The sequence below is a fragment of the Pelomonas sp. Root1237 genome (assembly GCF_001425055.1).
Lineage (GTDB): Bacteria > Pseudomonadota > Gammaproteobacteria > Burkholderiales > Burkholderiaceae_C > Pelomonas.
The window spans coordinates 401,724-428,622 of the sequence record NZ_LMDK01000019.1; the positions used below are offsets into that span (position 1 = coordinate 401,724).

19 protein-coding genes are annotated in these 26,899 nt (G+C 67.4%); 5 read left to right on the forward strand and 14 right to left on the reverse strand.

Translation table 11 applies throughout. The annotated features are described in order from the left end of the window. Positions 1-8: 8 nt before the first annotated feature. From ASC91_RS24630 to ASC91_RS24645, 4 genes are read right to left on the reverse strand one after another with little or no spacing between them, the layout of a single operon-like run. Entirely contained in the window at positions 9-329 is a 321-nt protein-coding gene (locus ASC91_RS24630; RefSeq protein ID WP_056203471.1) for an L-rhamnose mutarotase, read from the reverse strand. 14 nt (positions 330-343) lie between these two features. After that, positions 344-1,711: a glycoside hydrolase family 28 protein gene (locus ASC91_RS24635; protein WP_200955332.1), complete on the reverse strand. Its 1,368-nt coding sequence runs from the start codon at positions 1,709-1,711 to the stop codon at positions 344-346. Between the two features lies 1 nt (position 1,712). Beyond that, complete coding sequence (gene rhaI, locus ASC91_RS24640; protein ID WP_056203474.1) at positions 1,713-3,008, reverse strand: L-rhamnose catabolism isomerase; 1,296 nt, start codon at positions 3,006-3,008, stop codon at positions 1,713-1,715. 21 nt (positions 3,009-3,029) lie between these two features. Then, positions 3,030-5,150 (reverse strand): bifunctional rhamnulose-1-phosphate aldolase/short-chain dehydrogenase, encoded by a 2,121-nt coding sequence (locus ASC91_RS24645; protein WP_056203657.1) that lies wholly within the window; start codon positions 5,148-5,150, stop codon positions 3,030-3,032. Positions 5,151-5,602: 452 nt separating this feature from the next. Here ASC91_RS24645 and ASC91_RS24650 point away from each other — a divergent pair, with 452 nt between their 5' ends. After that, a complete protein-coding gene (locus tag ASC91_RS24650; RefSeq protein WP_056203478.1) occupies positions 5,603-6,484 on the forward strand; it encodes a DeoR/GlpR family DNA-binding transcription regulator in 882 nt (293 codons plus the stop codon). Then, positions 6,481-7,875, forward strand: coding sequence for an FGGY-family carbohydrate kinase (locus tag ASC91_RS24655; protein WP_056203481.1), 1,395 nt, complete (start codon positions 6,481-6,483; stop codon positions 7,873-7,875). Before ASC91_RS24650 ends, ASC91_RS24655 begins: the two co-directional genes overlap by 4 nt. Positions 7,876-7,941: 66 nt before the next feature. Here the strand turns inward: ASC91_RS24655 and ASC91_RS24660 are convergent, their stop codons facing one another. The 8 genes from ASC91_RS24660 to ASC91_RS24695 all read right to left on the reverse strand — a co-directional run bounded on the left by ASC91_RS24660 (position 7,942) and on the right by ASC91_RS24695 (position 22,641). Then, the gene (locus tag ASC91_RS24660; RefSeq protein ID WP_056203484.1) at positions 7,942-8,595 is read right to left on the reverse strand and encodes a PEP-CTERM sorting domain-containing protein; all 654 of its coding nucleotides are present in this window, start codon (positions 8,593-8,595) and stop codon (positions 7,942-7,944) included. 11 nt (positions 8,596-8,606) lie between these two features. After that, positions 8,607-10,433 (reverse strand): rhamnogalacturonan lyase B N-terminal domain-containing protein, encoded by a 1,827-nt coding sequence (locus ASC91_RS24665; RefSeq protein ID WP_235532089.1) that lies wholly within the window; start codon positions 10,431-10,433, stop codon positions 8,607-8,609. 213 nt (positions 10,434-10,646) lie between these two features. After that, the gene (locus ASC91_RS24670) at positions 10,647-11,891 is read right to left on the reverse strand and encodes a serine hydrolase (protein WP_056203490.1); all 1,245 of its coding nucleotides are present in this window, start codon (positions 11,889-11,891) and stop codon (positions 10,647-10,649) included. A gap of 5 nt (positions 11,892-11,896) precedes the next feature. Then, complete coding sequence (locus tag ASC91_RS24675) at positions 11,897-13,117, reverse strand: rhamnogalacturonan acetylesterase (RefSeq protein WP_235532090.1); 1,221 nt, start codon at positions 13,115-13,117, stop codon at positions 11,897-11,899. 79 nt (positions 13,118-13,196) lie between these two features. After that, positions 13,197-15,923, reverse strand: coding sequence for a hypothetical protein (locus ASC91_RS24680; RefSeq protein ID WP_056203499.1), 2,727 nt, complete (start codon positions 15,921-15,923; stop codon positions 13,197-13,199). Continuing rightward, positions 15,920-17,572: an MFS transporter gene (locus tag ASC91_RS24685; protein ID WP_056203502.1), complete on the reverse strand. Its 1,653-nt coding sequence runs from the start codon at positions 17,570-17,572 to the stop codon at positions 15,920-15,922. The genes ASC91_RS24680 and ASC91_RS24685 overlap by 4 nt, the downstream gene beginning before the upstream one ends. 3 nt (positions 17,573-17,575) lie before the next feature. Then, entirely contained in the window at positions 17,576-18,739 is a 1,164-nt protein-coding gene (locus ASC91_RS24690) for a glycoside hydrolase family 105 protein (RefSeq protein ID WP_082532982.1), read from the reverse strand. Positions 18,740-18,759: 20 nt separating this feature from the next. Next, entirely contained in the window at positions 18,760-22,641 is a 3,882-nt protein-coding gene (locus tag ASC91_RS24695; RefSeq protein ID WP_082532983.1) for a beta-galactosidase, read from the reverse strand. Between the two features lie 111 nt (positions 22,642-22,752). Between ASC91_RS24695 and ftsY the strand changes: the two genes are divergently transcribed. Then, on the forward strand, positions 22,753-23,877 hold the full coding sequence (gene ftsY, locus ASC91_RS24700) for a signal recognition particle-docking protein FtsY (RefSeq protein WP_056203513.1): 1,125 nt from the start codon (positions 22,753-22,755) through the stop codon (positions 23,875-23,877). On the opposite strand, the gene ASC91_RS24705 is transcribed toward ftsY, so the two are convergent. Beyond that, the gene (locus ASC91_RS24705) at positions 23,840-24,751 is read right to left on the reverse strand and encodes a LysR substrate-binding domain-containing protein (protein WP_056203515.1); all 912 of its coding nucleotides are present in this window, start codon (positions 24,749-24,751) and stop codon (positions 23,840-23,842) included. The genes ftsY and ASC91_RS24705 overlap by 38 nt on opposite strands. Before the next feature lie 101 nt (positions 24,752-24,852). Here ASC91_RS24705 and ASC91_RS24710 point away from each other — a divergent pair, with 101 nt between their 5' ends. Both ASC91_RS24710 and ASC91_RS24715 read left to right on the forward strand, forming a co-directional pair. Beyond that, positions 24,853-25,755 carry an NAD-dependent epimerase/dehydratase family protein gene (locus ASC91_RS24710; protein ID WP_056203518.1) on the forward strand — a complete coding sequence of 301 codons (903 nt, stop codon included), beginning with the start codon at positions 24,853-24,855 and terminating at the stop codon, positions 25,753-25,755. Then, the gene (locus ASC91_RS24715) at positions 25,752-26,363 is read left to right on the forward strand and encodes a LysE family translocator (protein ID WP_056203520.1); all 612 of its coding nucleotides are present in this window, start codon (positions 25,752-25,754) and stop codon (positions 26,361-26,363) included. The genes ASC91_RS24710 and ASC91_RS24715 overlap by 4 nt, the downstream gene beginning before the upstream one ends. On the opposite strand, the gene ASC91_RS24720 is transcribed toward ASC91_RS24715, so the two are convergent. Further along, the gene (locus ASC91_RS24720) at positions 26,360-26,890 is read right to left on the reverse strand and encodes a hypothetical protein (protein ID WP_056203523.1); all 531 of its coding nucleotides are present in this window, start codon (positions 26,888-26,890) and stop codon (positions 26,360-26,362) included. The genes ASC91_RS24715 and ASC91_RS24720 overlap by 4 nt on opposite strands. Positions 26,891-26,899 lie beyond the last annotated feature (9 nt).

A 26,899-nucleotide genomic window follows, 5' to 3' on the forward strand; every position in this document is an offset into this window, starting at 1 on the left:
ACCCGCCTTCAATTGAAGTGGAAGAGGGGCTGCAATGGCCACTGGCGCGGCTTGCTGTCGGCCTCGACCTCCATCAGGTCGGCCATGTAGTCCCACCAGCGGCGCATGACGGGCTGCTGGGGCAGGGCGTCGAAGGCGGTGCCTGGCTTGCGCTTGAGCACGGCGAAGAGGGACAGCGTGGCTTCGTCGAGAAAGATCCAGTAGTCGTGGATCCCGGCCTCGCGCAGGGCCGCGGCCAGATCGGGCCAGAGCTCGTCGTGGCGGCGCTTGTACTCCGGCACGACGCCGGGCTTGAGCTGCATCTTGAAAGCCAGGGTCTCGTCGCTCATCGCTTGTCTCCTTCTTATTGAACGTCCTGCTCCGCCATCGGCAGGGCCGACACGTCGCGGCGGCGCAGGGCGGGATCATGTCTCCAGCAGGCGCTGCTCAGGCCGGTGAGTTCGATACCCGCTCCGACGGCGATGGGCTCGCCCAGCGACATGCGACTGTCCGCAAAGCGCCAGTCCACGGCGTCCAGCACATGGCCGCCGCGTTGCGCCTCGATGTCCAGCCCCGTGAAGTGGAAGCCCCGCAGCGGCGTCTCGGCATAGGCGTCGACCTCGAAGGCGACTGCCGCGCCGCGCGCCTTGAGGCGCTCGATGCGCACACCGTCCACCCGGACGCGACCCCGTTCAGCGGGCACCGGCGTGGCGAGGTTGAGCCAGTGAGCGGGTGCGCCGGCACGTTCGGCGGCAGGGATGTCGGCGCAGCTGAAGGCGGGGTTCCAGTTCATCGTCACGCGCACGGCGGTGGGCACGTCGTGCAGAACGAGGTCGCTGATCGTCACGCCCTCGATGAAACCCCCACGGCTGGGTGCGGACTTGAACAGCAGGCCCACGGGCACCGGCGCGTGGACCTCGATGCGCCGCGCCGTGATGCGCCGAAAACCGCCCGAGGTCTCGCTGCCGAAGGTCAAGCCCGCGGCACCCTCGCGGACGATGCAGTCGCTGATGCTGATGTCTTCGCAGGGCCGCGCGACGCGCAGGCCGTCGGCGTCGCGGCCGGCTTTCAGCACCAGGGCGTCATCGTTGACGGCGATGTCGGCGCGGCGGATCTGCACGCGGCGCGAGGAGTCGATGTCGATGCCGTCGGTCGATGGGCCGCGCGCGTCACCGTCGTTGTTGCGAATGGTGATGGCGTCGACGGTCACGTCCTCCGAGTAGCAGAGGTGCAGCGTCCAGAAGCCGGAGCGACGCAGCAGCAGGCCGTCGCCAATGTGGATGCGGGCGGACTCGAAGACCTGGATCAAGCGGGGGCGCTGCGCGTCGTAGTCCGACGCCCAGCGCAGGCCGCGCGGCTCGTAGAGCGCGCGCAAGGCCCAGTAGCTGTCCCAGAAGACCTGGCCATTGCCGTCGATGCAGCCTTCGCCGACGAGGCCGACGTCATGCTCGCCGTAGATGTTGACCAGCGCTGCCGGCCAGCGCATCTCGATGCCTGAAACGCGAGTGGCCAGCAGTGGGTAGTCGGCCAGGTTGCGCGAGCCCAGCAGCGTGGCGCCGCGATCCAGCCGCAGCGTCATGCCGCTTTTCAGGAAGAGCGAACCCGTCAGGTAGGTGCCGGGCGGGATTCGCAGCGTCGTGCGCTGCAGCGCCGCGGCATCAATGGCGGCCTGCAGCGCCCGCGTGTCGAGCGTGAGGCCGTCACCGCGCGCGCCAAAGGCCTCGGCATCCACCTCAGACGATGCCGCTGCCCGAAGCACCCGCCTTGGGCGGGCGCTTGACCGCAGCCTTCTCGCGGTAGCCGCTTGCGCGGTAAGCCGCGACCGGGTCGATCGCGCCGCCGGCACGCAGGCGGGCCATGGCGAGGATGGGGCTGACGTCGGTGCGGAAGGCCTTCTTCAGCGCCTGGGCGGATTGCAGTGCGTCGTTGGCTTCCTGGAAGTTCGCCAGCGCCTTGCGGTCCACCAGCGCGGCCTGCACGAAGGCGCGCTGCACTTCGACGGCGCTGCTCATCAGGCTTTCGATGGGGTCGGTGACGTTGTGCGACTGGTCCAGCATGTAGGCGGGCCTGAAGCTGGCGTCACGCAGCGTGGCGTCGGCCAGTTCGTTGAAGACGAGGAAGAGTTGGAAGGGGTCGATGGAACCCGAGTCCAGGTCGTCGTCGCCGTACTTGCTGTCGTTGAAGTGGAAGCCGCCCAGCTTGCCGAACTGCGCCAGGCGCGCCACGATCATCTCGATGTTGGTGTTGGGCGCGTGGTGGCCCAAGTCCACCAGGCACTTGGCCTTGTCGCCCAGCGTTTGCGCGGCGGCGAAGCTGGTGCCCCAGTCGGCGATGACGGTGCAGTAGAACGCTGGCTCGAACAGCTTGTGCTCGATGTACATCAGCCAGTCGTCCGGCAGCGCGGCGTAGATGCCCTTGGCGCTGTCCAGGTAGCGCTCCAGCGAGCCGCGCAGGTTGTGCTGGCCGGGGAAGTTGGCGCCGTCGCCGACCCACACTGTCAGGCCCTTGGAGCCCAGCGTCTTGCCCAGCTCGATGCAGTCGATGTTGTGCGCCACGGCCTGCTCGCGGGCGGCCTGGCTTTGTGCAGTCAGGCTGCCGTACTTGTAGCTGTGGGCCTGGCCGGGCTGGTCCTGGAAGGTGTTGGAGTTGACGGCGTCAAAGCTCAGGCCCAGGCTGTCGGCCTGCTGGCGCAGGGCCTTGGGGTCGCTCGGCCTGTCCCAGGGGAAGTGCAGCGACACGGTGGGCGTGGCGCGCGTCAGCTGGTGGATGACGGCGCAGTCCTCCAGCTTCTCGGTCACGTCACGCGGCTCGCCCTTGCCGGGGAAGCGCGCGAAGCGCGTGCCACCGGTGCCCACGCCCCAGCTGGGCAAGGCGACAGCGAAGGTCTGGGCGGTGGCGGTCAAAGCCTCGATGTCGACGCCGCGGCGGGACAGCATGCCGCCCAGCGCGTCGTAGTCGGCCTGCAGCGTGGTGCGCTGGCTGGCGTTGTGCTGCTCGACCTGGGCCGTGTCGATGATGTTGGTTGTCATGGTTGTCTCCTGGCCGCCGTGTTAACGAGTAAATGCGGCGGCGTTGCCCGCGTCAACGTTGAGGACGTTACCCGTGCTCTTGCCCGACTTGTCGCTGGCCATGAAGTACACCGCCTCTGCGATGTCCTCGGGCAGCACGCTGAGCTTGAGCATGCTGCGCTGGCGGTAGAACTCTTCGATGTTGTCGGTCTCGATCTTGTTGGACGCGGCGCGCTCTTCCTTCCACTTGCCGTCCCAGATGCGCGAGCCGCGGATGACGGCGTCGGGGTTGACGACGTTGACGCGCACGCCGATGGGCGCGCCTTCCAGCGCCACGCAGCGGGCCAGGTGGATCTCGGCCGCCTTGGCCGTGCAATAGGCCGAGGCGCCGGCGGACGCGACGAGGCCGTTCTTGCTGGCCACGAACACCATGCTGCCGCCGATCTTCTGCTGCTTCATCAGGCGGAAGGCACCGCGGCTGACCAGGAAGTAGCCGGTGACGAGGATGTTCTGGTTGCGGTTCCAGATCTCCAGCGTGGTGTCTTCCAGCGGCGCGGCAGAGGCGATGCCGGCGTTGGAAACGAGGATGTCCAGGCCGCCAAAGCGCAGCGCCGTGGCTGACAGCAGCGCTTCCACTTCGGACTCGGACGTGATGTCACCGCGCACGGCGGCCACGTTGTCCTTGCCGCCAGCCTTCAGCAGGTTCTGGCGGGCTTCTTCCAGCGCCTCGGCGTCGATGTCGGTCAGCATCACGCAGGCGCCTTCCTGCAGCAGCTGGCGTGCCACCGCCTGGCCGATGCCGCCGGCGCCGCCGGTCACCAGGGCCACGCGGCCGGCCAGGCTCTTGGGCTTGGGCATGCGCTGCAGCTTGGCTTCTTCAAGCAGCCAGTACTCGATATCAAAGGCTTCCTGCTCGGGCAGGCCGACGTATTTGTCGACGCCGTTCGCACCGCGCATCACGTTGATGGCGTTGATGTAGAACTCGCCGGCGATGCGGGCGGTGGCCTTGTCCTTGGCGAAGGACAACATGCCCACGCCGGGGATCAGGTAGATGATGGGGTTGGCATCGCGCACGGCCGGGCTGTTGGCGCGCTTGCAGCGCTCGTAATAGGCCACGTAGTCGGCGCGGTAGTCGTCCAGCGCCTTGTCCAGGCCGGCCAGCAGCGCGTCGACGTCAGGCCTGGCCGGGTCGAAGTCCAGCACCAGCGGGCGGATCTTGGTGCGCAGGAAGTGGTCGGGGCAGGACGTGCCCAGGGCGGCCAGCGCGGCCAGGTCCTTGCTGCCGACGAACTCCAGCACCGCGGCGCTGTCGTTGAAGTCGCCCAGCTTGCGTTCGCTGGCGCTGATGCGGCCGCGCAGCGCGGGCATCAGCTTGGCGGCGAGGGCTGCGCGCTCTTCGGCGGGCAGGGTGATGGTCTTGACGCCGCCGAACACCGGCTGCTTGATGTTCTCGGCCAGCCACTGCTCGGCCAGGCGGATCATCTCCAGCGTGATCTCGTAGCAGCTCTTGGCCGTGTCGCCCCAGGTGAACAGGCCGTGGCCTTCCAGGATGATGCCCTTCAGGTTCGGCTGCGACGTGGCCAGGGCTTCGAGCTTGAGGCCCAGGTCGTAGCCGGGGCGCTGCCAGGGCAGCCAGCCCAGCTGGCCGCCGAAGATCACTTCGGTCAGGCGGCGGCTGTCGGCACAGGCGGCGATGGCGATGATGGCGTCAGGGTGCATGTGGTCGACATGCGCCTTCGGGATATAGGCGTGCAAAGGCGTATCGATACTCGCCGCTCGCGGATTCAGATTGAAGGTGCAGTGCGGCAGGTAATCCACCATCTCGTCTTCATGTTCCAGGCCGCGATAACGTTGCTTAAGCGCCTGCAGCTTGTCCATATAGAGCGTGGAGAAACCATCCAGCTTGATGGACCCCAAATCGCCGCCCGAGCCCTTGACCCACAGTACCTCGACATCCGCGCCGGTCAGGTGGTCGCGCATCAGAACCTTGGCCGAGGTATTGCCGCCGCCGAAATTCGTCACGCGCAAATCGGAGCCCAACAGATTGGAGCGGTAGAGCAGCAGTTCGGGTTCGCTCAACTTGGCTGCCACGGCATCGTCCCACTTGGAGACGATGGGAGCCGTATCTGAGAATTTGGCGGGAGTTTGGGAATTTGCAGTCATCAGCTTGCCTGTATTCAGTCCGTCATTCATCTCCGTGAGCGCAGCCTGCGACCCGGAGCCCGCCATTCGCGGGATTAGCGGAGCGCAGTGTGGGCCGAAACAGCGCGCCATGGTCGGCGCCGGTGCAGGAAATCAAAAGGATGAGCGAATGCATCGGCCGCGGCACCTCCGCTCACGAAACGCTCATGGCCGTGAGCGTTTGCTGATTGACCTTGTCACGCAGCTGACGTAATCTGCACTTGGAACAGCGTTTCACCCAGGCTTTGATTGCTTCTGAGCGTGAGTGGATTGGGCTGTTGCTGCCGGCGCCTACGCTCACCGGCTGCGATCAAGGAGCCGGCCTCAGCCGGGCCGCCAAGCCAAGCGACGCCTGCCCTTCAGAGGCTGGGTGCCATAAATACGAGACAACGGTCGCCACCGATTCTCCGGGGCGCCCGATAAAGGTGATCCACATGATCAATCACAAGCGTCACAAGCGTCTGCTCAAACTGCTGGACGAACGCGAGCACGCCAGCGTTCAGCAATTGATGGACTGGTTGTCGGCCTCGGCCGCGACGGTGCGGCGGGATATTTCCTGGCTGGCCGCAAAAAACCAGTTGACCCGCACTCGAGGCGGCGCGCAAAGGTTGGAGCAGAAGAAAAAGTCATACACGCTGTCCAGCGAGACTTTTCAAAACAATGCCCAGCAACATACCGCCGCCAAGCGCGCCATCGCGCGTTATGCCACCTCGATGTGCAATAACGGCGAAACCATCATCATCAATGGCGGTACCACCACCTTCATGATGGCGGAGTTTCTCGTCGAGAAGCAGCTGAAGATTCTTACCAACTCCTTCCTGATGGCCGAGCGCCTGCTCGTCACCAGCGACAACGAGATCATCCTGCCCGGCGGCAAGGTTTACCGCGAGCAGAACGTCATCCTCAGCCCGTTCGAGAACGACGTGGCCCAGCACCACTACGCGGCCAAGATGTTCATGGGCGTCTACGGGCTGTCCATCCTGGGCCTGATGGAGGCCGACCCGCTGCTGATCCAGGCGGAGAAGCGCCTCATCAGCCAGGCGGAGGAGCTGATCGTGCTGGTGGACAGCTCCAAGTTCCAGCGCAAGGCGGGCCTGGTGCTGTGCGGCTTGAACCGCGTGTCCACCGTCATTACCGACACCGGCGCGTCCGACAGTGCCGTGCAACTGCTGGAGCACTACGGCGTGCGCGTCATCACCGTGGAGCCTGAAGCCGTGGACCCTCGCGTGGTGGAGGCTTCGGCGCTGAGCTCGCATGACTATGCGGCCGTGCTGGAGTCGGGCTCCTACCACCGGCATGCGGGGCTGGTGTCTTGAGCCCTGGGGCCGGCGATCTCGTTTCAGGCACCGTCGTCCTCGACATCGGCAAGACCAACGCCAAGCTGACCCTCATCGACGCGGCTGGCAAGACGCTGGCCGAAGCGCGCACGCCCAATACCGTGCGGCGAGACGAGCCCTATCCGCACCACGACACCGAGAGGCTGTGGGGCTGGATGCTGGGCCAACTGCGCGAGCTTTCCACGCTGGCGCGCATCCGCGCCATCGTGCCCGTCACCCACGGCGCGACGGCGGCGTTGATCGATGGCGCCGGCCTGGTGCTGCCGGTGCCTGACTATGAGCATGTGCCGGGCGACGCCGTCGATGCCGCTCGCTATGACACGCTGCGGCCGCCGTTCGACGAGAGCGGTTCGCCGCGGCTGCCGGCCGGCCTCAACCTCGGCCGCCAGCTGGACTGGCTGCAGGCGCGCTTTCCCGAGGAGTTCGCTCGCACGCGACATGTGCTGATGTACCCGCAGTACTGGGCCTGGCGGCTGTGCGGGGTGGCTGCGAGCGAGGTCACTTCCTTGGGTTGCCATACCGACCTGTGGCGTCCCCGGGTGGGCCGCTGGTCCAGCCTGGTCGAGCGCCTGGGCTGGGAGAAGCTGTTCCCGCCGCGCCGCGATGCCTGGTCGCGCTTGGGCAAGCTGCGGCCCGAGCTGGCCGCGGACACCGGCCTGCCCGGCGACTGCGAGATCGTCTGCGGCATCCACGACAGCAATGCCTCGCTGCTGCGCCATCTGCTGACCCTGCAGCAGAGCGGCCCCTGCACGGTGCTGTCCACCGGCACCTGGGTCATCGCGGCGGCCCTGGGCTCGGCAACCAGGCCTCTCGTCGAGGCCCACGACATGCTGGCCAACTGCGATGTCTTTGGCGACGCAGTGCCCTGTATCCGTTTCATGGGTGGGCGCGAATTCGGTGCCATTGCCGGTGCGCAACCGGCCAGTTTCGGTCTGGACGAACTGCAGCGACTCATTGCACAGCGCACCCTGGCCTTGCCCTGCTTTGCCGAAACCGGCGGGCCGTTCGCGGGCCAGCCCGGCCGTGTCACCGGCCCAGCACCCCAGACGCCCGCCGAACAGGCCGCGCTGGCCACGCTCTACGTCGTGCTGATGGCCGACCATTGCCTGGCCGCCCTGGGCACCACCGGCCGTGTCGTCGTCGAAGGCGCATTCACGGCCAACCGCTGGTTCGGCCCGCTGCTGGCCGGCCTGGCCGAAGGCCGCGACGTGACCGTGTCGGACGACAGCAGTGGCACGACCTGCGGCGCCTGGCTGCTGGACGCCTGGGGCAGCGCGCCCGAGGCGGCAGCCGCGCCGGTGGCCGCATTGAACCTGCCGGGATGGCGTGCTTACCGCGAGGCCTGGCGTACCGAGGCCGGCACAACCTGATCAACCCATGTTGAGAAAAGGGCCGGCCTCTCGCGAGGCCGGCCCTTTGACGTTGGGCTCGTTCGATCAGCTGCTGCGGCGGCGACGAAGCGCGGCCAGGCCCAGGCAGGTCAGCGCCAGGGAGCCAGGCTCGGGGATGGTGAAGGCACGCACGCTGTCGATGGCCGGCACGCTGTAGCCGCTCGTGTCGGTCGCGCTGTCGAAGGCATAGACCCGCACTTCGTCAAAGCCGACGGCGTCACTCAGCCCGAGTACGCCGCCAATGCCCGCCGCGCCCAGGGACACGCGACCGGTGCCGGTCTGCACGCCGTCCAGCCAGGTCTGCCACATCAGGTAGATGCTGGCGTAGCCCGAATCGACGGCGAACTCGATGCCGTTGAGGTCGCGTGCAGTGCTGCGGATGGACAGATAGGCGTTCATGCCTGCGGTGGCGAAGTAGTTGCCCGCGAAGGATTGGCTGTAGGTCTCCCCGGCGCCCAGGTCCACGCAGTTGCCACCGGCATAGCCGCAGCCGCCGTTGTCGTTGGCAAAGCCCGTGTGGCTGAACAGCAGGCCGCCTTCTGACCAGGGACTGTCCAGGTTGATGTTGGCCTCGAAGTCGGCAGCGGAGGTCAGGTGCGCTGCGCTCGGCGTGGCGCTGCCGGCGCCAGTGGTCTGCACGACGGCAGCGCTGACGTGGGCTGCCAGCAAGGCAGAGGCGAGGAGGGCGATGGTTTTCATGGGAAGAGCGTTCATTGCGCGGCAATCAGATCGATGGCATCGAAGGACAGCGCCGGGCTCAGGAAGGCGGCACCGGCGGTGCCGCTGACGGTGTTGATGGTCAGCACGTTGGTGCCGACGACCAGCTGCGCGGCGGGGATGTCGAAGCTGTAGGTGCGGTTGAAGCCGCGGTAGGTGCCCACGGTCAGGTTGCGCGACACCTTGGGCGGTGCGGCGGGAATGGCCGACGTCCAGCTGTTGACCGTGACCTGTGGGCGGGCGCCGGCGAAGTCGGCCGTGGTGCCGAGGCGCAGCCGCAGCGGCGCGGTGTTCTGGCCGCGCTTGAGCGTGAAGCGCACCTGCAGGCCGTTGTTGACATCCTTCCATTGATAGGCGGGCCATTGCGTTGCGGCATTGGATTGGCCGATGACGAAGGGACTGATATTCCACGACGCCATGCGCACGTCGGACGGGTGCATGAAGGTCAGCTTGTCGCCGTTGATGAACTCCTGCGGCGTGCCGTCCCAGTGGCCGATGCGCCACAGCGCCGGCGTGGCCTCGGGGTCGGCCGTGATGGCCACCGGGTTCAGCGCGTACGTGGCATTGGCGGTCACCGTCACCCAGCCGGTCTGCACGGCCAGCTCGCCCTTGTAGACCGTCATCGTGTAGACGCCGGGCAGCATGCCCGTGGCCGTGAAGTGGCCGTCGACGGGGTCGGCGTCGGCCCAGTACTGTGCCTGCGCGTTGGCGAAGCCCACCGTGTAGGGCAGGCCGGCGATGCGGCCCGTGAGGCCGGCGCCGCTGACCGAGCCTCGGCTCACCGGAGGCACGTAGCCCACCAGGCCCACGTTGCCGTACCAGCTGGTGTCGGGGCGGGCCGTGGGGGCCGTGCCGTCGTTGAAGATCATCGTGTAGGTGTTCAGTACACCCATGCGGAAGGCTTCCGTCTGGGCCTCGCCGTAGTTGACGATGTAGGTCAGCTCGTTGGTCGTGTCGGTGATCTGCTGCAGCAGGCTGCGGTAGAAGGGGCCGCCGGAGCCGCCTTCGTTGTTGTCGCGCCAGAACCAGATGCCCACGCCAGGGCCGGAGCCGCCGACGAACTCCCAGTCCTTCAGCCGGCGGTTGGCGTAGTGCTTGGAGCGGGACTGGCCGTATCGCGCATCGGTGGCCGGGAAGCCGAACACGTCGCTGGCCTCGATGGCGCCGCTGGTGCCGCGCAGGTCCTCGGCCCAGAAGCTCTCGCCGTTGTAGGTGCGCAGGCCACCGGCCGCGTTGGCCGGGCCGCCGTTGGGCAGCCTGGCGATGGGGATGCGGGCGATGAAGCGCACCAGGCCGTGTACGTCCGGCTCTTCGGTGAAGTGCGTGCCCATGTGGATGTTGGACTCGCCCTTCTTCACCAGGTAGTAGTGCGTCAGCACGCCACCCTTGGTGCTGGTGCTGGTGAGGGTGACGCGGATGTAGTCGCTCGCGTTGACCACGCCGCCATTGCTGCTGGAAGCCGGCGTCACGGTGCCGTTGGCGCTGACGGCCTCCACCTTCAGGCCCACGGCGCTTACGCCGTTGTAGAGCCAGTCGGCCCCGGAGTTGAGCTGCGTGCCGCGGGCGGGGTCGGCGTACTCCACGCCCTTGTAGACCATGCTGGACAAGTCGCCGATGGCCGTGGTGCTGCTGCTGTCCCAGCCACGCACCTTGAACACCAGGCCGCCATCGGTGTCGATGACGTACTGCGGTCGCGCCGCGTTGTTGTTGTCGTGGACGGTGGTGATGCTGAAGGCGGCCATCGCGGCCGGTGCCGCCGCGGCGAGCAGGCCTGCGGCCAGCCAGCGCACCCAGGGCGGGCGCGTGCTTGTGGTGTTCATGGAGTCTCCTGGTTTCGTGTCGTTGTTCACGGTCTGTGGACTTGGCCGCAAACCGGAGCGGAATGTAGGCAGCGCCTGACTCCGCGTGTACTCAACCCGTTGAGCGTTTGAACAGCGCCGCTCTCGCGTCTTCGAAGCTTCGCTCAGAGGAGCGCTACCACTGCGTTTGCGATAACCGTTGCGACATCGCGCACGGTGTCAAAGCGCGTCAACTCACTTCATCAGCGCCTGGTAGGTCAGCGTGCGCACGCGCAGATGCAGCGTCGAATTTCCCGCGGGCCGCAGCTGCGTCATGAAGAGGATGACGAGGCGCTCCTTCGGGTCCACCGTGTACTGCGGGAAATAGGCGCTGCCCCAGCCGAAAGCGCCTTCGCTGCCCAGTTCCTTGAAGCCGCCGCGTTTCACGTTGACCCAGAAGCCCAGCCCGAAGCCATCGGCATCGCCGCCGGATTTGGAACCGAGATGGTCGGCCGTCATCAGCGCCACGGTGTGGGGCGCGAGGATGCGCACGCCATCCAGCTCGCCCTTGTTCAGCAGCATCTGCAGGAAGCGCGTGTAGTCGCCCGCGGTGCTCAGCATGCCGGCGCCGCCGGACAGCAGCTTGCGCGGGCCGTTGACGAAGTCGCTCTTCGCAGACGTTTCCATCAGCTTGAGCTGACCGCCTTCCAGCCCGTAGACATTGGCGAGGCGTTCGACCTTGTCAGCGGGCAGGAAGAAGCTCGTGTCCGGCATGCGCAGCGGGTCGGTGATGCGCTCCTTGATGAAGCGGTCCAGCGGCTGGCCGGAAACGACCTCGACGAGGCGGCCCAACACGTCGGTGGCGTAGCCGTAGATGAATTGCTCACCCGGTTGGCTCTGCAGCGGCAGCGCGGCGAAGCGGGCGGTCCACTGTGCCAACGTCTCGTCGTTGCCGACGAGGTACCAGTCCTTCATGCCAGCAGCGCTGTAGGCGGCCTGGGTCGGGCCGCCGCCGTAGCTCATGCCGGCCGTGTGCGTCAGCAGGTCGTGGATGGTCAACGGGCGGCGCGGCTTCTCGGTGCCGCCTTGGGCCAAGGCGACCTGCATGTGGGCGAAGGCCGGCAGATAGCGCGCCACCGGGTCCTTCAGCAGGAAGCGGCCTTCCTCGTAAAGGATCATCGCCGCCACCGTCGTCAGCGCCTTGGTCATGGAGGCGATGCGGAAGATCGTGTCCGTGCGCATCGGCCTGGCGTTCTCGATGTCGCGCTGGCCATAGGCCTTGAAGACGACCGGCTTGCCATCGCGCAGCACGGCCATCACGCCGCCGGCGAGCTGCTGTTTGCCGATCTGCTCCTCGATGGCTGCGTCGAGCCGCTGCAGGCGTTCCGGCGAGAAGCCCTGTACGTTGACCGCGGCGGCCTTGGGCGGTGCGGCCGAGGTCGCCGGGGCGTGGATCAGCGCGGCGCAGGCCAGCGCCAGGGCGGCAAGGGGGGTTCTCATTCGGCTCAATCGCCCAGGGGGCGTTGCTGGGTGAAGCCCGGGCTCGCTGCAACGTGGAACTGCTCCGGCGGCAGCGGCCTGGCGGGGTCAATGGCGCCAAGATCATCGCGCAGCTGTGCGGCCACCGGCACACGGGCTTCCCGCAAACCCAGGGCCACCAAACGCGCCAACTGCATGGCGCCGTAGTTGTTGTGGTGGGTGTTGTCGAGCTTGCCGTTGTTCATCGGATGGGCGGCCTGGGAGCGCTCGGGGCCGAGGGCCGCGTAGAACTGCTGGCTCATCGCGTTGAGATCGATGAAGGCCAGCTTCATGTCCTGCGCGACCGCGCGCGCCGCGTCGGCGTACTCGGTCAGGCTGGGCCTGAGCTTTCCCTCGGGGTCGAAGTTGCGCCTCTCCATCGACGACACGACGACCGGCACGCCGCCTCGCGCCAGGATGCGCTCGGCATGGGTGCACAGCTCGGCCTTGTAGGTCTGGGCGTTGCCGCTGCCGTCCTTCTGTTGTTTCTGGTCGTTGTGGCCGAATTGCAGCAGCACGGTGTCGCCCGGTTGCATGACGGACAGGATCTTGTCGATGCGCCGGCGTGCCAGCGAGTCGCGGAAGGTTTCGCCCGACTGCGCATGGTTGGCCACGGCCACGGTGGGCTTGAACAGGGCCGTCAGCATCTGGCCCCAGCTGCTGTAGGGCTCGCGGGACTGATCGGCCACCGTGGAGTCGCCCAGCAGGAAGACGGTGGGCACCCTGACGGGCTCGATGACGAGACTGCGCAGCGCCGGCTGGCTGCCGTTGATCTCCAGCGTCAGGCGCTGGTCCCAGGCCCAGATCTCATCCTTGCTTTCGCGCGGTTCCTTGAGCTTGACGACGCCTGCTTCCACACCCGGCACGGCGGCGATGCGGGCGGTGCGCACGTTGACGATGAAGCTGCGCGTTTCAGTTGCACCGGCAGCCACCCCCACGCTGTCCAGCATCAGCCGACGCAGCTCGGCTTTGATGGTCGTGTTGCTGGCGGCGGCGGCGCCGAGCGTCGCGGTGACGCGGTAGTTGCCTTCCGCGGGCACGTCCACCGTGAAGAAGCTCGGCTGGCCGGCGGCATTGAGCGCGGCGCCGGGCTCGAAGCCGGCGCCGCGGTCACGGCTGTAGGTGGGCGCGGGCGTCGTGGTGAAGTCGAAGCTGAGCGGTTCGGCCGCGCGTGGCTGGGAAACACAGCCACTGAGGCACAGAGACACAGAGAAGAGCATGGAGAGAAAGGGCAGATTTCCTCTGTGCCTCTGTGTCTCTGTGGCTGTGTTCATCGATGTGGTCATGTCAGTCAGTGAGCTGGTCGCCGATCAGGGCCAGGTTCTGGATGGCGGCCAGTCCCCACTGCGCGGTGTCATTGGTGCTGATCCAGGGCGCTTCGTCCACCGGGTTCAGCGCCAGCGGGCCGGCGATGCGCGTGGTCTTCAGCGTCTTGTGGCCGCGCGGATCGTCGGCCAGGAACTCGCGCCAGGCGCGCTGGGCCAGGGCCTTGTCCTGCTTGCTCTTGGCCGCGTAGGCGCTCAGACGCGAATGGCCCACGCTCAGCACCGTGCCGCCGCCGTGCGGCGCGCCCAGCGCCTTGACCTGCTGGTCGCGCGGCGCGTTGTAGAGCTCGCAATACTGCAGCCAGGCCTGCTTGAACTCGGGCTCATCGATCAGCTCCACCAGTTCGGCCATCATCTCCACAGCACCAAAGACGGCGCTCAGGTGGCTGGCGCTGAGCTTGTCGCCGCTGACGTTGTGAAAGGCGCCTTCGTTCGGCCCCGTGGGCTCGTAGCCACCGCTGCCGGTGAAGAAGCCGTGGGGCATGGCGGCGATGCCCTGCATGCCGCGCAGCAGCTTGTTGCGCCAGCGCACATCGCCGGTGCGCTCCCACTCGGTCAGCACGTTGGCGACGACCGAGCCCCAGTCCGTGCCGAAGCCGATGCGCGCCGGCCAGGGGCCCTTGTCCACGCGGCCGGCGATCTTGCGCACGGGGTCGACCTCATCCATCTTGGTGTCGGCGCTGAGCACCTCGCGCATGACGTCGCCGATGCGCTCGTCGGCCGTCAGGTAGTAGTAGAAGCGGCGGTAGGCCGCCGTGGAGATGCGCGCCTGCTTGGCGCTGCAGCCCCAGTGCTGCACGTTGTGGCGCGTGCCCAGGCCCTGGAAGCGGCCGGCGTGATAGATGTCGACCTCGCTGGTGTGGCGCACCATGGCCTCGGCGAAGCGGAAGATGTCGGCGCGGCCACTGCGTAGATAGGCATACCAGAGCCAGAGGTCGGGTGACAGCTCCGAGTTGTCCCAGGCGAAGCCGCCGACGTCGTAGCGCCATTCGTGGCGATCACTGTCGTAGGTGTGGCGGATGTCGCCGTAGTCCCAGAAACCGTACCAATGGCGCTGCTCGACCTCCTTCTTGTAGAAGTCGAACAGGAAGTCCAGCTTGTCCTCGATCTTCTGGCGCGCCGGCGTGCTGCGGTCGGGCAGGCTCCACAGCTTGCCGAACACGCCGGCCGCCAGATAACGCTGCGGTGATGCGGCGAGCTGCGGCGGTGCCTGCACTGCGGCGGCCATCTGCACCAGGCGTTCGCGCGTGGGCGTGGCGGCCAGCGCCCACAGCGTGATCTCGCTGCTGCGCGCGATGCCCACCGGCGTGCCGAAGCCCTTCTCGTAGTCCTCGTAGGTCATCTCCAGGCCCTCGAGCTCCTGCTCGTGGGTCTCCTGCCCCAGGCCATCGTGATAGAAGCGCAGGTCCATGGCCGGCGCCTCGGGCGAGTGCATCCACAGCGTCACTTGCGCGGCGTCGGTGTGGGCATTGCGGATGTCCAGTTGCGTCGGGTGGCGCTGCCAGAAGTCGCGCAGGCCAAAGGCCACGCCGCCGGTGGCGCCGCCGATATAGCCGCTGCCTGGCGCCCGCTTGCCGAAGGCGGCGGGAATCCAGCCATGGCCGGCCTTGGTGCGCTTCTTGATCTGGAAGCCATCGGCACTGAGCTGGCTCAAGGAGTAGTCGCCCCAGGCGGGGATGCGATGTTGCAGCTGGCGCACCTGCGTGCCCCATTGCGCTACCGGCGGCGTGGCGCGGCCGGCCAGCTGGGCCTCACGCACGACAGCACCCGGGTCGCGGCGCAGCCCGGTCAGGTTGCGCACGCCCTCGGCCCACAGGCCACCGGATTCGCCGGCAAAGCGCACATGACGGTCGTAGAGGGCGTCGCGCAGCGGCACGTCGAAGCGCAGGCCGATACCGCGCAGGAAGTCCTTCTGATCGTCGCCATCGAAGACGAAGGTGTGCATGACGCGCAGCGATTCGGCGCCGGCGTAGAAATAGAAGCGCACCGAGAAGGGCAGCCATTCGCGGCCGGCGGCGCTGCGGTGTTGGCCGTCGACCTTGATGACGGCGCGCACCGGGCCGGTCTGCTCGACGGTCAGTTTTGCGATGCGGCTCTGGAAGGCGGTCTGCGTGACGGCGCCCTGCTCGGCATCGGGCTTGTCGTCGGTCTGGGCGATGAGGGTGCAGGAACCCAGCACCTCGCGGCCGTCGCGCTCGATGCCCTGGATGAGCTTGGCGCCCTGGCGTGGCAGCCTGCAGCGGATGACGCCGTTGTCGACCTCGATGAAGTCAGCCTCCTCGCGCACCTTCACGGTGGCACCTGCGGCGGCAGCACCCTTGCCCGGGCGGATGCTGGGCTGGGCACCGGCATCGACGCCGGCTGGCAGCGCATGCGCCGTCCACTTCAGCGAGCCATCGGGCCACCAGGCCAGCGGCCAGGTCTGCAAGGCCAGTGGCTTGCCCTGCGCGTCCAGCGCGTGGAAGGCCTGATCCTTCCTGTGCTGGCCGCGCGGCCAGGGCAGACCCAACGTGGCGCCGAGCGCCAGCGCGGGGGCGGTGCCATCCAGCCAGCGCAAGCCGAGCAGGTCGTCCGACGTGGCGACGGTCGGTGCGGGCGCCGATGCAGCACCGGCGGTGGTGGCCAAGCCGGTCAGACCCAGAGGCAGGGACGCGGTCTTGAAGAAGTTGCGGCGGCTGAAGTCGGTCATGGGCGGGCTTGCAGAGGTTGCAGCGAGGAGTCGGCGGCGTGGCCGCTGCCGCGGCCCCACAGGCGGTCGTAAGGCCAGCCGGTCAGGTCTTCGACGATGCGGCGGCTGTCATCGGTCTCGGCTTCGGTCGCACCGCTGCGCAGGCGCTCGACCTCGTTGACGAGGACGGCATGCGTGCTGGCATTGAGGCGGAAGGTCCAGGAGGCGATCAGGCCGAACAGCATCATCAAGAGGGGCCCGCCCACCATCAGCCCGGTGATGGTCTGGATGGCCTCGGGGCTTTGCACGATGACCTCGCCGGGGCGGCTCTTGGGCGAGATGTAGCCGCCCAGGTCGATGATCCAGCCGCTGGCGATGATGGCCGCGCTCTGGGCCATCTTGCGCACCAACGTCATCACGCCGGCAAAGATGCCCTCGCGGCGTTGGCCGGTGACGGCCTCGTCGATGTCGGGCAGGTAGTTGTAGACCGACCAGGGCACGAAGTTCAGCGTGCCGCGGCCCAGGCCCGCGAGGACGATGGGCGCGAAGATCCAGAACACCAGGCTGAAGCTGCCGCTTGCCGGGTTCAGCGCGGTGAAGAGGTTGGTGCCCAGCGCCTTGAAGCCGGCGTCGAAGCCCTCGGGTCGCACCAGGAAGAAGCCCAGGTACAGCAACAGCGCTGCGCCGAACAGGGAGATCGCCAGGCGGTAGGCCAGCACGGGCCCGGTGCGGATGACGATCTGGATGGCCACCATCACCGAGATGAGCTGGGCCACGTACATGACCGTCATCAGCTGCGAGATGACAAGGGTGGCGCCCATCAGCACCGTGGCCACGAAGATGGGGAAGGCAGTGTTGAAGATGTCCTGTGACAGATAGCCGCCCAGGTAGATGGACAGGTGCTGGCGGAAGGCGCGGATCTTCAGCGTCGAGAACAGGTCGCCGAACATCTTGAGCGGCAGGGCCAGTGCGGCCTTCAGCGTCACGCCGCCATAGGTCTGCGACATGACCGCCTGCGCGCGCGTGCCGTAGGGGCGCTCCCACGTCGTCAACACGACGATCGTCACGACGACCGAGAAGATGCAGCCAAAGATGGCCGCCATCCAGAAGAAGGTGTCGGGCGAGTCCTTGCCGCCGAACTGGCTGATGAGCAGCGTGGGCAGGTAGGAGGCCAGGATGGCCGAGCTTTGCGCGACGATCATGCGGGCGCCGGCGAACTTGGCCTTGCGCTTGTAGTCCTTGGTCATCTCGGCCGCCAGCGTTTCCCAGGGGATGAGAAACATCGTGTACAGCAGCTCGAAGAAGATGAAGGCGAACAGGTAGTAGTAGAAGGTGTGGCCGGCGCGGAAGATCAGCGCGAAGCTGGGCAGCAGCGGGATGGTGATCAGCAGGAAGAGCTTGCGCCGGCCAATCTTGCGGCCCACCCAGGTGTGGCGCAGGTTGTCGGAGACGTAGCCGATGAGGGGGCAGGTGATGGCTTCGAGCAGTCTCGGGAGGCCGAGGATCAGTCCCGCGTCGACGGCGCTGAGGCCGCAGAAGGTGGTGAAGAAATAGAACAGCCAGCCGGTGATGACGGCCTGGGCGCCGGCGCCCAGCATGTCGCCGCTGCCCCAGCCCCAGTAGTTGATCCAGGTGGGCTCTTTGGCGGCGGGGTGAAGGTTCTTCTGCATGGCTTAGATGAAACGGACGAGCAGCTCACCCATGGCCAGCAACGCCATCGCCTGGCCGAAGGGCATGGACGTCAGCGGGATGTCCTTGTATTCCTGCAGCGTGTTGAACACCGGCGTGCCGAAGCTGACCTGGGTCAACTCGCCCGCGTCGTTGATCTTGCTGCGCACCGCCAGCGCGGCCTTCAGGCCGACGGCTTCGAACTCCTTGGGCAGATAGCCCTTGCGCACCGCCTTCAGGATGCCGTAGGCAAAGCCGGCCGAAGCGGCGGCTTCGTCGTAGGAGGTCGGGTCGTCCAGCAGCGTGGGCCACAGGCCGGACTCGGACTGGCATTGGGTGAGCGCCTTCACCTGCGCCTCCAACGTCGACACGAGGAAGTCCCGGAACGCATCACCCTCGGGCAGGTTCAAAAGCTCGATGAACTCCGGAATGACGATGGTCACCCACGAATTGCCCCGCGCCCAAAGTGCATTCGCGAAGTTGTGTCGCCCCTCAAACGTCCAGCCGTGGAACCACAGCCCCGTCTTGCGGTCGGCCAGGTATTTGATGTGGATGAGGAACTGGCGCTTGGCCTCCTCGACGTAGTGCGGCCGGTTCAGCAGCAGGCCGAACTTGGCCAGCGGCAGCACCGACATCATCAGCGTGTCGTCCCACAGCTGCTGGTGGTTCACGCTGTTGTAGACGATGTGCTGGAAGCCGCCTTCTTCGGTGCGCGGCAGCTCGTTGTAGACCCACTCGGCCCAGCGATCGATGTAGGGCAGGAAGCGACGCTCGCCGGTGCGGTCGAACAGGTAGGCCAGCGTCAGGAAGGGCGCCACCGTGTTGATATTGCGGCTGGGCATGCCCTCCGCAAAGCGGGCCTCGAACCAGCTCGTCATGATGCTCCAGGCCTTGGGGTCGCCGGTCAGCTCCCAGACCTTGTAGACGCCATACAGGCCCACGCCGTGGGTCCACTCGAAGCCGTTCCAGCCCTTGGTGTCCAACACGCGGCCGTCGTCCAGGCGCAGCAGGAACTTGCCGTCCTTGTCCTCGATGTTGACCAGGTTGTGGATCAGGCGATCGATGGCGCCGCGAATGTCGTCGCGGTCCGCGCCGAGGCCGGCCGTGTGATGAGCCAGCAGCGGGTGGATGCGCGAGGAATCGACGGGCTTGAGGACTTGATTGGGCATGGTCTTGTCTCGATGTGTATTCAACGCTGCAGGTTGCGCGGTTGGGGCACCGGCTCCAACGGTACGCCGCCGCGGGCGACGGCCAGCGGCACCAGACGCACGGCCTCCAGTGCGTTGGCCGCCTGGCCGTCGGTGGTGACGGCCAATGTCAACGTGTTCTCGCCGTTCGGGTTCAGGATGCCGGGCGGCAACACGAAGACGCGCTGCGGGCCGATGTGGGCGATGAACTGGCCCATATTCCAGCCGTTGACGAAGATCAGCGCGCGGTTCTCGACCTCGGAACGTGGCTTGGTCGTGTCGCCAAAGGCCAGCCCGAGCTGCACATCGTGGCCGGCCGGCAGGTCCAGCTTGAAGTTGGTGCGCAGCCAGTAGCTGCCCGGCGCTGGCGGTGCGGCGCTCACGGTCGTGGCCTCCCAGCCGGGCTGGGGCTTGGTCGGGTCAACGGGCAGATGCCAGCCCATGCGCTCGCCGTGCAGGCCACCGCTGTTCATCGGACCGCGCACGAGGTCGGCAATGTCCTCGCCGCCCTTGTTGCCCTGGATCTTCCAGGCGATGGGAACGCCGAAGCGCTGACCACCTTTGTGCGCGAGGGACGCCGAGATCAGGCCGCGCGCCTCCTTGTGCACGTCGTCGGCGAACAGGTCCCAGTTGTGCGAGTTGTTGCGCACGACGACGGCCAGCACATGCTCGCCTGCGGGCAGGTCCTTGAGCAACTGCTTGAAGGTGTCGGTCGTCTCGGGGAAGGGGCGGCCGGTGTCGTGCTCCTGCTGGCCGATGAACTTGCCGTCCAGCCAGACCTGGATCATGCCGGCGCCACCGCCGCCGAAGAAGAGTTCCAGCTGCAGCGGCTTGGTGTCGCTCGTTGCGAAGCGGCCGCGGTACCAGACGTCGCCGTGGTGGAAGCCGTAGTCGCTCATGGCCAGCACCGGCTGGCCTTTGTCGGGCGCGGTGTAGACATTGGCGGCCGAGGCGCCCGCGTCGGCCTTGCGCCAGGCGCTGTCGTCGAAGCCGGGAGTGGCTTCGAGGGAGTCGAAGCGGCGCGTCCATGCTTGCTGCGTCAGGTCAGGCAGCTTGATCGCATCCGGGCCAGGCAGGGCGGTGCGGGCGGCGAGGCTGAAGTCTTGTGCCGAAGTGGCGATGGGTTGGCCATTGAAGCTCAAGCCGGTGATGTCATCGGGCACCCAGGCGCGCAGCGCGCTGGGCGCGGTCGTGTCGCCGCTCAACTTCAATGTCTTGCCGTCTACGGTCGCCGTGCGGACGAGGGCCGGGCTGCGCACCAGCACCGCTTGCAGGCGCCAGAACTCCTGGCCCGTCTTTTCGTCAGCGATCAGCAGCAGCAAGGGGGCACGCCCGGCGCCGCTGATCAGCACTTCGATGAGGCCGGTGTGCTGGTAGTTCAGCCGCAGGTCGCCGCGCTTGGCATCCCAGTTCACCTGGGCCTGGCCGCGCAGCAGCTTCACGGTCGGCCTGGCGGCATAGCGCAGCACGGTCTCGCCGTCGTCGCCGTTGCGGCCGTAGAACAGCGCCACATCACGGGCGCCTTGCTGCAACTGCGCCTGCAGCTCGCTCGTGCTGTAAACCAGGTGCTGGCGTTCCAGTGCGTAGCTGGCCAGCAGCATCTTGGCGTCCTGGCCGGTCAGCGTCAGCTTGCCGGCCTGCGGCACCTGGTAGCTGCCGTCACGCGTTTGCAGCTTGAAGCTGAACGCCTCAGTTCCTGTCAGCGCGTTGTGCTGAGCCAGCAGCACATGGCTGCCCAGCGCCTGATTGACGTTGTGATAAAGCCTGACCTTGGCATTGCCCGAATCAAGAGGCTCGCCCTTGTCCATCTGCGCCAGCACGGGCGTGGCCGCCTGCACGAAGCCGCCCATCTGCTTGAGCACCAGCGCCTTGTCGCGCATGACGCGGGCCTCGCTGATGGGCGAGCCGTAGTCGTAGCTGGTGTAGACGATGGGCCCCGGCTGCCAGCCCCAGCTGGTGCCACCATAGGCCATGTAGATGGAATGGATGGTCAGCGCGTTGATGAGGCTGCTACCGTAGAACACGCGCTGGTAGCCCGGTCCCTGGCGCTGGGCCGTGCATTCGTAAGTGCCGTTGCTGCCCCAGTAGTCGAACCAGCCTGCGCCGATCTCGGCGACGAAGCCCGGCGTGTTGGGGGAGGCCAGCGAGCCGACCTTGGGGAAGTTCTTGCCGTAGATGCCCCAGTCCGGCGCCGGTGCCGGCGTGCCGGGTTGGGCGTCCACACCGCAGACGCCGCCGGGATAGCCGTCAAAAGCGTAGAGGTCGGTCGGGCCGGGGTTGGCGAACGGCGCGGTCGAGTTCTTGGGCGTCCAGTCCGGCAGCCGTGAGGCGGCGTTGTGGAACAGCGGCACGGTGATGCCGTCGGCGCGCGCCTTGTCCGCCAGGTGCTGCATGTGGCGGATGTTCTTGGGGTTCACCGCGAACAGCTCGTTTTCCAACTGATAGGCGATGACGGTGCCGCCGCCGTTGGTGATCTGGTGGCGGGCCAGGATGGCGTTGATCTGCGTCATCCATTCATCCGCTGCGGCCTGGTACTCGGCCGCGTCGGTGCGGGCCTCGGCGCGCTGGCGCAGCAGCCAACCCGGGAAGCCGCCGGCCGTCAGCTCGGCGTTCACATAAGGCCCCATGCGGGCGATGACGTAGAGGCCTTCCTCCTCCGCCATCTGAATGGCGCGCTCGATGTTGCGCACGCCGGTGAAGTCGTAGTGGCCCGGCTTGGCCGAGTGGTAGCCCCAGCTGAAGTAGAGCGACACGGCGTTGAGGCCCGACGCCTTCATCTTCTGCAGTACGTCGCGCCACAGGCTGGGCGAGGGCAGGCGGAAGGGGTGGAACTCGCCGGCGAAGATCATCTCCCGCTTGCCGTCGATGATCAGCGAATGGCGGTCCCAGGCGATGGATTTGGGCTTGGCCTTGGGCGCCGTCGCGCGCTCCAGCTGCGCGGTTTCTTCCGAGATGACGGTGAAGTGGCGCACCGTGCCCGACACGCCGCCCAGTTCCTTCTTGGGCGTCCAGGTCTGCAGGCCGTCGAAGCTGTCGGAATACCAGTACCGCTTGGTCGTGTAGTCGTCGAAGTAGATGCGCCAGCCACCCTTGATGGGTACCAGCGCCTGGCCTTCCGACGGGCCGCCCCAGCCGGCCCAGTCGCCGGTTTTCTGAATCGTCCACGGGCCGTCCAGCGACGGGGCCGTGGCCAGTTCGATGAACTTGGTCGTCTCGTTCTTCGTGAAGGCGACGTAGCGGCCTTCATGCTGGATGACGAAGGTGTCGATGTAGTTCTTCTCCAACCCCTGCATGGGCACCGGGTCGGAGAACTTCGTGAAGCCGGCGTCCAGCGCCTTCACGAAATAGGCGGCGAACGGCCCCTGGGTGCAGCCCTTGGACAGGCTCACGACGAGCTTGAAGCTGCCGTCGCTGTCGCGGAACCATTCAGGCGCCCAGACGTTGGACACACCCGGCAGCTTCACGGGCACGTCGGCCACATGCGTCCAGCTTTTCATGTCCGCCGACTTGGCGATGCCGAAGGTCGAGCCGTTCCAGTTGGTTGTGTAGGCGATGTAGTACAGCCCGTCCGCCGCGCGGATGATGGACGGGTCGCGCAGCAGCTCCCTGGCCGGCGTGTAGACCTCCGAGCCCAGCGAGGTGAAGTTGACGCCGTCGTTGGAACTGAACAGGCTCAGCGTGTTTTGCGACGTGGCCATGAAGGCCGACATCAGATAGGTTCGCTCGCTTTTTGCCACCGGGGACGTCGCTTGCGCCGGCGTGCTGACGGCGGTGGGCGCCTGCTGGCCCGGGAGATCCTGCGCCTGGATCGCCCCGCACAGCAACAGCGCGGCCCACCAGCTGGCGGAGCGGGGCGACGGAGCAAACGGCAAGGCAGCGTGCATAGCGGACCGGGAGTGCGGGGAGCCTGATTCAGTGTCACCCGGTTCGCCGCCGCCAAAAAATCAAGCGCGTGCGAGAAAGGGGCCTTCGCCTGGGCCGGCGAGAATGCCCCCATGTTCAGTTTCTTCAAGAAGACGGCGCCGGCGCCGGTGCCCGACGAGGCGCCCACCCTGCTGCCCGAGGGCTGGGTCACCAAGCCCGCCAGCCCGCCACCTCCGCCCGCCGCTCCCGAGCCAGTTGCACCACCGGTCGCTGCGCCCCAAGCACCCGTTCCCGCCGCGCCGGCTCCCGCGCTGCCCGTCGCCCTGCCGCCGAGGGCGCTCGAACCCGCCGCTGCGCCGCGCCAGAGCTGGATGGAGCGGCTGCGCGCCGGCCTGCGCAAGACCGGCGGCAGCATTGCCGGCGTCTTCACCGGCACCCAGATCGACGACCAGCTCTATGAGGAGCTGGAAGAGGCGCTGTTGATGGCCGACGCCGGCGTCAAGGCCACCCAATTCCTGCTCGATGACCTGAAGCGTCGCGTGAAGGACGCCCGGGCCAGCGACCCGCAGGCCGTGCGTGGTCTGCTGATCGACGCGCTCACCGAGTTGCTGTCGCCGCTGGAAAGGGGCCTGGAAGTCGGCCGCCACACGCCCACCGTCATGATGGTCGTCGGCGTCAATGGCGCCGGCAAGACGACCAGCATCGGCAAGCTGACCCGCCATCTTGCCGAAGCCGACCAGAAGGTGCTGCTGGCGGCTGCCGACACCTTCCGCGCCGCGGCGCGCGAGCAGTTGGGTGTGTGGGCTGACCGCGCCAAGGTCGAGATCGTCAGCCAGGAGGGCGGCGACCCCGCGGCCGTGTCCTTCGACGCCGTCAATGCCGGCCGCGCGCGTGGTGCCGATGTCGTCATCGCCGACACCGCCGGCCGCCTGCCGACGCAGCTCCACCTGATGGAAGAGCTGAAGAAGATCAAGCGCGTCATCAACAAGGCCCAGGAAGGTGCGCCTCATGAGGTGCTGCTGGTGGTGGACGGCAACACCGGCCAGAACGCGCTGAACCAGGTCAAGGCCTTTGACGAAACGCTGGGCCTGACCGGGCTCATCGTCACCAAGCTCGACGGCACCGCCAAGGGTGGCGTGCTGGCGGCAATAGCGCGCGAGCGGCCCGTGCCGGTCTATTTCATCGGCGTGGGCGAGAAGCTGGAAGACCTGGAAACCTTCAGCGCGCGCGAGTTCGCACGGGCGCTGCTGGAGTAAGCCGCCCGAACTCCGTGCGGACCCAGGCTTCGAACGCGTCGACCGCCGGCGCGCCGACGCGAGCGGCACCGCGCAGCAGTCGGTAGCCGTAGGCCGAAGGCAGCGGCGCGCAGCGGGCCCGCACGAGGCGGCCTTGCGCCATGTCCTCGGCCGCGAGCGCGAACGGCACAAGGCCCACGCCCAGCCCGGCCACCGCAGCCTGCACCAGCAGCCCGCCATGGCTGTAGCTGCGTGAGAAATCGAGATGCCGCCGCGCGGCCAGCCCCTCGCGCGACAGCAGGCGCTGCCAGGCCTGCAGCCCCCCTTCCTCGTGCAGCAGCGGCTGGCGCAGCAGCTCGGCCAGTGGCGCGGGCTTGGGCGTGAGGGCAGGGCTGTAGACGACGACCTGCTGCTCGGCATACAGCGGCGGCTCTCCCATCTTGTCGAGAGCCTGGTAGCGCAGCGCGATGTCGCAGCCCCCACCGTCGAGGTCGGCGAGTTGGTCGCTGGCCTGCACGCGCACGTCGACCGCCGGATGGGTCGCGGTGAACGCATGCAGCCGCGGAACCAGGAACTTCATCGTCAGCGAATGCGTGCTGGATACACGCACGGTGTGCGGGTCCTGCGTCTCGCGCAGCGCCAGCACCTGCTCGCGCAGTTCGCCCACCATGCGCGTGACGCTCGCGGCCAGCGCGCGCCCGGCCGGCGTGATGGCGACATGGCGCGGGTGGCGCACGAACAGGGCCAGGCCCAGGGACTGCTCCAGCAGCTTGATCTGCTGGCTCAACGCTGCCGGCGTCTTGTGCAGCTCGGCTGCCGCCGCGCGAAAGCCATCGTGGCGGGCGGCCGCTTCGAAGTCGAGCAGGCCGGACAGGCTGGCAAAAGGCTTGGGCATGGCGCGAGGGCAAGTTTTCCTGATCCTCAGGATAGCCAAATCTCGGTTTCGCTTCTCGCCCCGCAAGGGAAGACTGCTGGCCATCACTCCACGGACGAGTCATGAGTCAAAAAATCCTGGTCATCGGCGGAACCCGATTTTTCGGCATTCCTCTTGTTGAGGCACTGCTCGCTGCTGGCAACCGCGTGACGATCGCGACGCGAGGCCGCACGCCCGATCCCTTCGGCGTGCGCGTGCGCCGCGTCGCGGTGGACCGTGGCGACGCGACGGCGATGCAGGCTGCATTCAGCGATGCGCGCTTTGACGTCGTCTACGACCAGATGTGCTACGGCCCGGATGAAGCCGCACTCGCCGCACGCCTGTTCACCGGCAAGGTCGGCCGCTACCTGATGACGTCGACGCTCGAGGTCTATGACGCGCGGCATGGCCAGCTGGCGCGCGCCTATCGAGAGGAGGATCTCGACCTGGCGCGGTCCGTGGACAGGCCGCCGACGGCCTATGGCGACGGCAAGCGTCGCGCCGAGGTCCAGCTGCTGGGGGCTCGGGAGCTGCCGGTCGCGACGCTTCGGCTGGCCCACGTGCTGGGCGGCGCGGAGGATTTCACCGGCCGGCTGCGCGGCTATGTCGAGCGGGTCCTCCGTGGCGAACCGCTGCTGCATGCGGCGGTGCCGGGCGCGACCTCCTTCATCGATGTGCCTGGCGTGGTGGCGCTGTTGGTCTGGGCTGGCCGCCAGGACTTTCTCGGCCCGCTCAACGTCGCGAGCCGCGGCACGCTGACGGCGCCACAACTGCATGCGCGTATCGCGACAAGATTGGGGCGCGAGGCGCTGATGACGCCGAAAGCTGGTGCCGGTGCGAGCCCTTTCGACTACGCCGCGCTTCACGCGCTGGACACCGGTCGCGCGACGGCGCTGGGCTGGCTGTTTGATCCCCTGGACGACTGGCTGGATGCCCTCATCGACACGCACGCAGCAGCGCTGGCTGGTGAAGGGGTGGGCGCATGAACGGCGTCCAACACCTTGGCGCCTTCCTGCTGGCCGCCTTGCTCGTCATCGTCGTGCCGGGGCCGGCGACGCTCTATGTGCTGGGCCAGGTGCGCACGGCGGTGCCTCGCGCCATGCTGGCCGTTGGCGGCCTGGTGGCCGGCGATCTGTTGCTGATCACGGCGGCTGGCCTGGGGCTGGCCAGCCTCCTGCGGCAGTGGCCGGCGGTGTCGGTGGCATTGCGGATGGTCGGCGCGCTGTATGTCGCATGGCTTGGGCTGACCATGCTGCGCAGCGCTGCGGCGCCTGCCACCATGGAGGAGAAATCCGGCGGGAAGGTCAGCGGCGCTTTCGGGCCGGCCCTGCTACTGACCCTGCTCAACCCCAAGCCCATCCTGTTCTTCGGCGCCTTCTTTCCGCTCTTCCTGACGGTTGACAACACCGACTGGCTGGGCGGCTTCATGCGCCTGGGCCTGCTGTTCGAGCTGATCAACATCGGCTGGTTCGCGCTGTTGATCGCAGGTGCGGCCCTGCTGCGCCGTCGTGCCCGCATGCCCGCCGGGCCCTGGCTGAACCGCCTCGGCGGTCTGGGCTTGCTGGGCTGCGCGGCCCTGGTGATGTTCGGCTAGTGCGCGTGCGGCGTATCGGCGTAGTAGCCGGATGCGCGCGGCTTGGGGAACAGCGTGTCACGCAGTCGGTCGCTGGATTCGTTCTGCCATTCCCGGTTCCACGGTGTGACCGCCAGCTCGGTGGCGCCCAGCACGCGCAACAGGCGATCCCGTTTTCTGGAATGGCGAGGCTCGTCGGCGACGGGCAGCAGAACGACGGAGCGCGCATAGCCGTGTTCGTCGCAAAGCGCGAAGTCGACGGTCAGCAAACCCGTGCGCGACAGCCACTCGCGGTAGGAGTATTGCTTCGGCACCCGCACCAGCTTGTGCAGCGGCACATGGGCCAGCAGGAAGCCCTTGGGGTGTTCCAGTGCCAGGGCTTGTGCGATGCACTTGTGGGCATGGCGCTCCGCGCTCACCAGCACCCGCGCAGCGGTGGGCGGCCACTGCATCACGGTATCGCTGGCGTCCTTGCGAGGCGCTCTGCCTTGCCCGGTGAGGTTGCTCAGCCAGGCGCTGACGGCGTGGGGAAGGTGGAGATTCAGCATGCGCGCGAC

Excerpts from the sequence above, each read along its gene's own strand:
- ASC91_RS24630 (WP_056203471.1), bottom strand. The coding sequence starts at position 329 with ATGAGCGACGAGACCCTGGCTTTCAAGATGCAGCTCAAGCCCGGCGTC.
- rhaI (WP_056203474.1), bottom strand. The coding sequence starts at position 3,008 with ATGACAACCAACATCATCGACACGGCCCAGGTCGAGCAGCACAACGCC.
- ASC91_RS24645 (WP_056203657.1), bottom strand. The coding sequence starts at position 5,150 with ATGACTGCAAATTCCCAAACTCCCGCCAAATTCTCAGATACGGCTCCC.
- ASC91_RS24650 (WP_056203478.1), top strand. The coding sequence starts at position 5,603 with ATGATCAATCACAAGCGTCACAAGCGTCTGCTCAAACTGCTGGACGAA.
- ASC91_RS24660 (WP_056203484.1), bottom strand. The coding sequence starts at position 8,595 with ATGAAAACCATCGCCCTCCTCGCCTCTGCCTTGCTGGCAGCCCACGTC.
- ASC91_RS24665 (WP_235532089.1), bottom strand. The coding sequence starts at position 10,433 with ATGAACACCACAAGCACGCGCCCGCCCTGGGTGCGCTGGCTGGCCGCA.
- ASC91_RS24670 (WP_056203490.1), bottom strand. The coding sequence starts at position 11,891 with ATGAGAACCCCCCTTGCCGCCCTGGCGCTGGCCTGCGCCGCGCTGATC.
- ASC91_RS24680 (WP_056203499.1), bottom strand. The coding sequence starts at position 15,923 with ATGACCGACTTCAGCCGCCGCAACTTCTTCAAGACCGCGTCCCTGCCT.
- ASC91_RS24685 (WP_056203502.1), bottom strand. The coding sequence starts at position 17,572 with ATGCAGAAGAACCTTCACCCCGCCGCCAAAGAGCCCACCTGGATCAAC.
- ASC91_RS24690 (WP_082532982.1), bottom strand. The coding sequence starts at position 18,739 with ATGCCCAATCAAGTCCTCAAGCCCGTCGATTCCTCGCGCATCCACCCG.
- ASC91_RS24695 (WP_082532983.1), bottom strand. The coding sequence starts at position 22,641 with ATGCACGCTGCCTTGCCGTTTGCTCCGTCGCCCCGCTCCGCCAGCTGG.
- ftsY (WP_056203513.1), top strand. The coding sequence starts at position 22,753 with ATGTTCAGTTTCTTCAAGAAGACGGCGCCGGCGCCGGTGCCCGACGAG.
- ASC91_RS24705 (WP_056203515.1), bottom strand. The coding sequence starts at position 24,751 with ATGCCCAAGCCTTTTGCCAGCCTGTCCGGCCTGCTCGACTTCGAAGCG.
- ASC91_RS24710 (WP_056203518.1), top strand. The coding sequence starts at position 24,853 with ATGAGTCAAAAAATCCTGGTCATCGGCGGAACCCGATTTTTCGGCATT.
- ASC91_RS24715 (WP_056203520.1), top strand. The coding sequence starts at position 25,752 with ATGAACGGCGTCCAACACCTTGGCGCCTTCCTGCTGGCCGCCTTGCTC.
- ASC91_RS24720 (WP_056203523.1), bottom strand. The coding sequence starts at position 26,890 with ATGCTGAATCTCCACCTTCCCCACGCCGTCAGCGCCTGGCTGAGCAAC.